This window comes from Streptomyces sp. SPB074 (genome assembly GCF_000154905.1).
GTDB lineage: Bacteria > Actinomycetota > Actinomycetes > Streptomycetales > Streptomycetaceae > Streptomyces.
Map to the genome: position 1 here is coordinate 3391402 of NZ_GG770539.1, position 7022 is coordinate 3398423.

The 7022-nt window shown below is 71.8% G+C and carries 4 protein-coding genes; 2 read left to right on the forward strand and 2 right to left on the reverse strand.

The genetic code is table 11. The features are described from left to right. Window positions 1–181 precede the first annotated feature (181 nt). Window positions 182–1900: a methionine--tRNA ligase gene (gene metG, locus SSBG_RS14045; RefSeq protein ID WP_008746777.1), complete on the forward strand. Its 1719-nt coding sequence runs from the start codon at window positions 182–184 to the stop codon at window positions 1898–1900. Between the two features lie 69 nt (window positions 1901–1969). Here metG and SSBG_RS14050 read toward each other — a convergent pair whose 3' ends face one another. After that, window positions 1970–2548, reverse strand: a complete 579-nt coding sequence (locus SSBG_RS14050) for a Uma2 family endonuclease (RefSeq protein WP_037869738.1) — start codon at window positions 2546–2548, stop codon at window positions 1970–1972. Window positions 2549–2746: 198 nt separating this feature from the next. Continuing rightward, window positions 2747–4510, reverse strand: coding sequence for an aspartate--tRNA ligase (gene aspS, locus SSBG_RS14055; RefSeq protein ID WP_008746779.1), 1764 nt, complete (start codon window positions 4508–4510; stop codon window positions 2747–2749). 128 nt (window positions 4511–4638) lie between these two features. Between aspS and SSBG_RS14060 the strand changes: the two genes are divergently transcribed. Beyond that, entirely contained in the window at window positions 4639–6960 is a 2322-nt protein-coding gene (locus SSBG_RS14060) for an ATP-binding SpoIIE family protein phosphatase (protein ID WP_008746781.1), read from the forward strand. Window positions 6961–7022 lie beyond the last annotated feature (62 nt).

Here is a 7022-nt window from a genome sequence, read left to right on the forward strand (position 1 = left end):
CACCGCGCGTGACCGGCCGGCCCCTCCCAGGCCACGGCGGCAGCCCGGGCTGTCCACGGAGAGAAACCGCCGAAGCCCGTCTCGCCCGTTCGGCTACGATTTCCGGGTTAACCGGTGACCGGCGCGTGCGCGGTATCCGCCCCGCCCCTCACCTTCCGTAGCGACTTGGGAGCAGCCCCCGATGGCTCGACACCTCATCACCAGCGCCCTTCCGTACATCAACGGGATCAAGCACCTGGGCAACATGGTGGGGTCCATGCTCCCGGCCGATGTCTACGCGCGGTACCTGCGCCAGCGGGGCCACGAGGTGCTGTACATCTGCGCCACGGACGAGCACGGCACCCCCGCCGAGCTGGCCGCCGCCGCGCAGGGCGTGCCCGTCGCGGAGTTCTGCGCCACCGCGCACGACGCGCAGAAGGCCGTCTACGACGGTTTCTCGCTCGCCTTCGACCACTTCGGCCGCTCCTCCTCGGCGCAGAACCGCGAGACGACGCAGCACTTCGCGCGCAGGCTGCACGAGAACGGCTTCATCGAGGAGCGCGCCATCCGGCAGGTGTACTCGCCGGTGGACGGCCGCTTCCTGCCCGACCGCTACGTCGAGGGCACCTGCCCGCACTGCGGCTACGACAAGGCGCGCGGCGACCAGTGCGAGAACTGCACACGCGTCCTGGACCCGACGGACCTGATCAACCCGCGTTCGGCGATCAGCGGTTCGACGGAGCTGGAGGTGCGCGAGACCAAGCACCTCTTCCTGCTCCAGTCCAAGCTCCAGGAGGAGGTCGAGCGGTGGATCGACGCGACGGCCGACTCCTGGCCGCAGCTCTCCTCCTCGATCGCCCGCAAGTGGCTCACCGAGGGCCTGCACGACCGTGCGATCACGCGTGACCTGGACTGGGGCGTGCCCGTCCCGGGCGACGTGTGGCCGGAGCTGGCGGCCGAGGGCAAGGTCTTCTACGTGTGGTTCGACGCGCCCATCGAGTACATCGGCGCGACGCGCGAGTGGGCCGACGAGGCGCCCGAGGGCGCGGGCCGCGACTGGAAGTCGTGGTGGTACGAGGCCGGCGACGTGCGCTACACGGAGTTCATGGGCAAGGACAACGTGCCCTTCCACTCGGTGATGTTCCCGGCGACGCAGATCGGGACGCGCGAGCCGTGGAAGCGCGTGGACTTCCTGAAGTCCTTCAACTGGCTCAACTACTACGGCGGCAAGTTCTCGACCTCGCAGAACCGGGGCGTCTTCACGCACGACGCGCTCGAACTGCTCCCGGCCGACTACTGGCGCTACTTCATGATGGCGAACGCGCCCGAGTCCGACGACACGTCTTTCACCTGGGAGCACTTCCAGGCCACGGTCAACAAGGACCTCGCGGACACGCTCGGCAACTTCGTCAACCGCGTGCTGTCCTTCTCGCGCAAGCGCTTCGGCGACGCGGTCCCCGAGGGCGGGGCGCCGGGCGAGGCGGAGGCGAAGCTGGGCGAGGAGATCGCGCGGCTGCTCGCCGAGTACGAGGAGCAGATGGAGGCGCTCCAGTTCCGCAAGGCGGCGGCGGCGCTGCGCGCGCTGTGGTCGGCGGGGAACTCGTACCTGGAGGAGAAGGCCCCCTGGCTGGAGATCAAGACGGACCAGGCGGCGGCGGCCCTGACCCTGCGGACCGCGATGAACCTGATCCACCTCTACGCGGTCGTCTCGGAGCCGTTCGTCCCGACGACGGCGAAGGCGATGCGGACGGCCTTCCGGCTGGACGCGGACACGGCGGCCTGGGTCGCGGCGGACGAGGCCCGCGCCCTGGACGCCGTCCCGGCCGGCACCCCGTTCATCGTGCCGCCGGTCCTCTTCGCGAAGCTGACGGACGACGACCTGGAGGTCTTCAAGGAGCGCTTCGGCGGCGCGGAGGACTGACCCCTCGGGGAGGTACGGAGGTGGGGCCGCCGCCCGGCGCGGGTGGCGGCCCCGGCCGCGTGACGGGGGTCAGCCGGCCCAGCCGAGCAGCGGCGCCGTATCCAGCTCGAAGCCGACGGGCTCGGGCAGGGACACGCTCTTGCCGAAGGCCACCTCGTTCACCTTCGCGTACCGCCCACCCTCGGGCTCGGAGTGCACCTTGACGGACTGGTTCCCGCGGTCCACGAGGAGGTAGACGGGGATCGCGGCGGCGGCGTAGGCGGCGGGCTTGTCGACCCGGTCGCGCTGGTTGGTGTCCGAGTCGCGCGAGGTGATCTCCACGACCATGAGCGCGCCGTCCGGCCTCGCCCATTCGCCGTCGCCGATCACCGCGTCGACCGGAAGCAGCACACCGTCCGGGCGCGCGTTGCCCTTGCGATACGCCTCCACGCGCATTCCGTGATCGGGGTAGAGCATCCACCCCTGATTCGCCTGCATACACAGACCCAGCAACCAGGCGTAGATGCGCTGGTGCACTCCGTCCGGCACGGCCTTCTCCCTGATCTTCCCGTCGAGGAATTCCAGCCGGACCGACTCGTTCGTCCGCGCGGCGGCGCGGGCGATCTCCTCGAAGTCCTCCTGGCTCAGCGGACTCGCGCTCGTGTCCATGACGGAACACTCCTTCACAGCGGTGCTCACGGGGGCCCTCCACACTCACGGCAAGTCTTGCCCGCAACGGTAGGGAGCGCCACCACCGGCAAAACCATTCTGCGAGGGACGACCCCCCGATCGGGTGAGGGTCACCGGGGGGACGGGAAAGGGCCGGAACCCGTTCCCGGGTCCGGCCCTTCCGCGTGCCGCGTTCCGTTACTTCTGAACCGGCTTCCTGAGCTGGATGTTCAGCTCGCGCAGCCGCGTCTCGTCCAGCTCCGTCGGCGCGCCCATCATGAGGTCCTGGGCGTTGCCGTTGAGCGGGAAGGCGATCGTCTCGCGGATGTTCGGCTCGTCGGCGAGGAGCATCACGATGCGGTCGATGCCCGGGGCGATGCCGCCGTGCGGCGGGGCGCCGAGGCGGAAGGCGCGGAGCATCCCGGCGAACTCGTGCTCGACGGTCTCACGGTCGTAGCCGGCGATCTCGAACGCCTTGAGCATGATCGCGGGCTCGTGGTTGCGGATCGCGCCGGAGGACAGCTCGATGCCGTTGCACACGATGTCGTACTGCCAGGCCAGGATGTCCAGCGGGTCCTTGTGCTCCAGCGCGTCCATGCCGCCCTGCGGCATCGAGAACGGGTTGTGCGAGAAGTCGGTCTTCCCGGTCTCCTCGTCCTTCTCGAACATCGGGAAGTCCACGACCCAGCAGAACCGGAAGACGCCCTCCTCGAAGTGCCCGGAGCGCTTGGCCGCCTCGACGCGCACCGCCGACATGATCTTCGAGACCTCGTCGTACTCGCCCGCGCCGAAGAAGACGGCGTGGCCGGGGGCGAGCGAGAGCCGCTCGGTGAGCGCCTTCACGTCGTCCGCCGTGAGGAACTTCGCGATCGGGCCCGCGAGCTGGCCGTCCTCGCCGACGCGCACCCAGGCGAGGCCCTTCGCGCCCTGCTCGACCGCGTACTCGCCGAGCTGGTCGAAGAACTTCCGCGACTGCTTCGCGGTGTCGGGCACGGGCAGCGCGCGCACGTGCTTGCCCGCGAACGCCTTGAACTCCGAACCGGCGAAGACGTCCGAGATGTCGTGCAGTTCGAGCCGGGCGCGCAGGTCCGGCTTGTCGTTGCCGTATTTCAGCATCGACTCGCGGAACGGGATGCGCGGGAACGGCGAGGTGACCTCGCGCCCGCCGCCGAACTCGGTGAACAGCTCCGTCATGAGCTTCTCGACCGGCTGGAAGACGTCCTCCTGCTCCACGAAGCTCATCTCGACGTCGAGCTGGTAGAACTCGCCGGGCGAGCGGTCGGCGCGGGCGTCCTCGTCGCGGAAGCACGGCGCGATCTGGAAGTAGCGGTCGAAGCCGGAGACCATGAGGAGCTGCTTGAACTGCTGCGGGGCCTGCGGCAGCGCGTAGAAGCGGCCGGGGTTCAGGCGCGAGGGGACGACGAAGTCGCGGGCGCCCTCGGGCGAGGTCGCGGTGAGGATCGGCGTCGCCATCTCGTTGAAGCCGAGCGCGACCATCTTCTGCCGCACGGCCGCGATCACGGCGGTACGCAGCATGATGTTGCGGTGCATTCGCTCGCGGCGCAGGTCGAGGAAGCGGTACTCCAGGCGCCGCTCCTCGTTGACACCGTCCTCGGCGTTGATCGTGAACGGCAGCGGGCCGGCCTCGCCGAGCACCTCCACCTCGCCCGCCTCGACCTCGACGGCCCCCGTGGGCAGGTCCGGGTTCACGTTCTCGGCGCCGCGCGAGACGACGGAGCCGTCGACCCGCAGGACCGTCTCCTTGGAGAGCTTGTCGAGCGTCTCGAAGGCGGCGGTGCCGGGGCGGGCGACGAGCTGCGTGATGCCGTAGTGGTCACGCAGATCGATGAAGAGGATGCCGCCGAGGTCGCGCCGATTGTGCAGCCAGCCGCTCAGCCGGACGTCGGTGCCGACGTCGGAGGCGCGGAGCTCGCCGCAGGTGTGGGACCGGTACCGGTGCATCTCTATCCAGTCGCTCGGGGTATGAGGGCTCAGTTGCTGTTACCCCGCAAGGTTACCGCCGCGTCCCCGGCCCCCCGGGCCCCGGTTTTGGCTCGCAGAACGACACTAAATCCGCGTAAAATAAGACAATGGGTAGCGAAAACGTCGCCCCCACCGCTGCCGAAGCGCTCTCCGCGCTGCACACGGGCCTGTGGCGGTGGGACGACGAGGCCGGGACCATCGCCGTGGACGCCGAGGCGGCCCGGCTGATCGGCCTGCCCCCGCGCCCGGCGACACTGAGCGAGTCGGCGGTCCGCGCCCGCTTCCACCCCTCGGACTGGAACGAGATCCAGAGCGTCATCACCCTCGCCGCCGCCGAGGAGACCCTCGGGGAGGCGCGGCTGCGGGTCATGGACGAGCAGGGCAACGTCGTCCGCGTCGTCCGCACCCGCTCGCGGCCCACCCGCCCCGTCGAGGCCCCCGAGGGCGACGGCGCGGCGAACGAGCACGACGTGGGCGACACCTCCGCGACGTGGCTCGGGAGCGACGTGAGGGCCCCGGCCGCCGGGCGCTCGCCCCGTACCAGCCCCGGCTTCGTCCTCGTCGGGACCTTGCAGGAGATCACCGAGCCCTCGCCCGGAGCCGTCGCGCGCGCGCCGGTGACGGGCGACTGGCGGCGCTCGCGGGAGGCGTTCCTGCTCGACGCGGGCCGCGCGCTCGCCGAGGCCCGCTCCACGACGGAGGTGCTGCGCGTCGCCGCCGGCCTCTCCATGCCGGGCTTCTCGCCGGACGGCCTCGCCGTCTTCGGCATCGAGAACGACCACCTCACGGTGGTCGGCCACCACGGCCACCGCAGGGACGCGGCGGCGCCCTTCGCGGAGGTCGCCCTCGACGCCGACTACCCGGCCGCCGAGGTCATCCGCACCGGGCGCGCGATCTACCTGTCCTCGCCGAAGGACTACCGCGAGCGCTACCCCGCCACCTGGCCGCTCGTCGCCGCGTTCAACCGCAAGTCCTGGGCCTTCCTGCCGCTCGTCGCCGCCGGGCGCACGATGGGCGCCTGGCTCGCCGCGTTCACCTACCCCGTCTCCTTCACCGCCGACGAGCGCTCCGTGCTCGCGACCGTCGCGCGGATGCTCGCGCAGGCGCTGAGCCGCGCCGGGATCGCGGACTCGCAGCGCGCGCTCTCCGAGGACCTCCAGCGCTCGATGCTGCCGCGCCTGGGCCCCGCCATGCCCGGCATGAGCCTCGCGGCCCGGTACGTGCCGACCGGGGGCGGGCTGCGCGTCGGCGGCGACTGGTACGACATGATCCCGCTCCCCTCGGGCCGCACCGCGCTCGTCATCGGCGACGTGCAGGGCCACGACGTGCGGGCGGCCGGGCTCATGGGCCAGCTCCGGATCGCCGTCCGCGCCTACGCCTCCGAGGGCCACCGCGCCGACGTGGTCCTCACCCGCGCCACCCGCTTCCTGCACGGCATCAGCGAGACGCGCGAGGTGGACGCGGCGGCCGTGGACGCGGAGGGGGAGCCCGACGACCCGGAGGACGACCCGCGCTTCGCGACCTGCCTCTACGTCGAGGTGGACCCGGCGAACGGCACGCTGGAGATCGCCCGCGCCGGGCACCCCGAGCCGGCCGTCCGGATGGCAGACGGCACGATGATGCGCCGCCCCGTCGCGGGCGGCCTCCCGCTCGGCATCGATCCCGACGCGGACTACCCGACGACGCGCCTCGTCCTCGAACCCGGCGAGACGATCATGATGTGCACGGACGGGCTCATCGAGACCGGCGGCCACGACCTCGACACCGGCTGGGACCGGCTGCGGCGCGCGGCCGAGTCGTACGAGGGCGAGGACGTCGAAGGGCTCGCGGACGCGCTGCTGGGGGCCGTGCACGGCCCGGACGCCGAGGAGGACACGGGCCCGCTGCGCCCGCTCCACGAGGACGACATCGCCGTGCTGCTGCTGCGCCGCGCGCTCATCGGCTCCTCCTCGCGGCTGCGCCACCCGCGCGGCCGGCGCGCGATCCTGTCCGTCGCGCAGGCGGAGCCGGAGCGGGTGGCGGGAGCGCGGCGGCAGCTCCGCGACCTGCTGCACGACTGGCCGGAGCGGGAACAGGTCGACTCGGCGGTGCTGATGTGCTCCGAGATGCTCACGAACGTCCTCGTGCACACCGAGGGCGACGCCCTCCTCATCGCCTCCGTGTCGGGCCCGCCGGGCGCCCGCCGGATGCGCGTGGAGGTCATGGACGACGACGACACGCTCCCGCACCGCCGCGACCCCGGCGAGCTGGCCTCCTCGGGGCGGGGCCTGGTGCTGATGGAACTCCTCGCGGACGACTGGGGGGTGTCGCCCCGGGGGGAGGGCAAGTCGATCTGGTTCGAGCTGCGGGAGGAGGAAGGGGAGGAGGAGGAAGGGGAGGAGGAGGAAGGGGAGGAGGGGGAGGGGGACGAGCCCGGCGGGGCGCGGTGAGCGCGGGGGCGCGGGGGAGGCGGGGGCGCGGGGGCGCGGGGGAGGCGGGGGCGCGGGGGAGG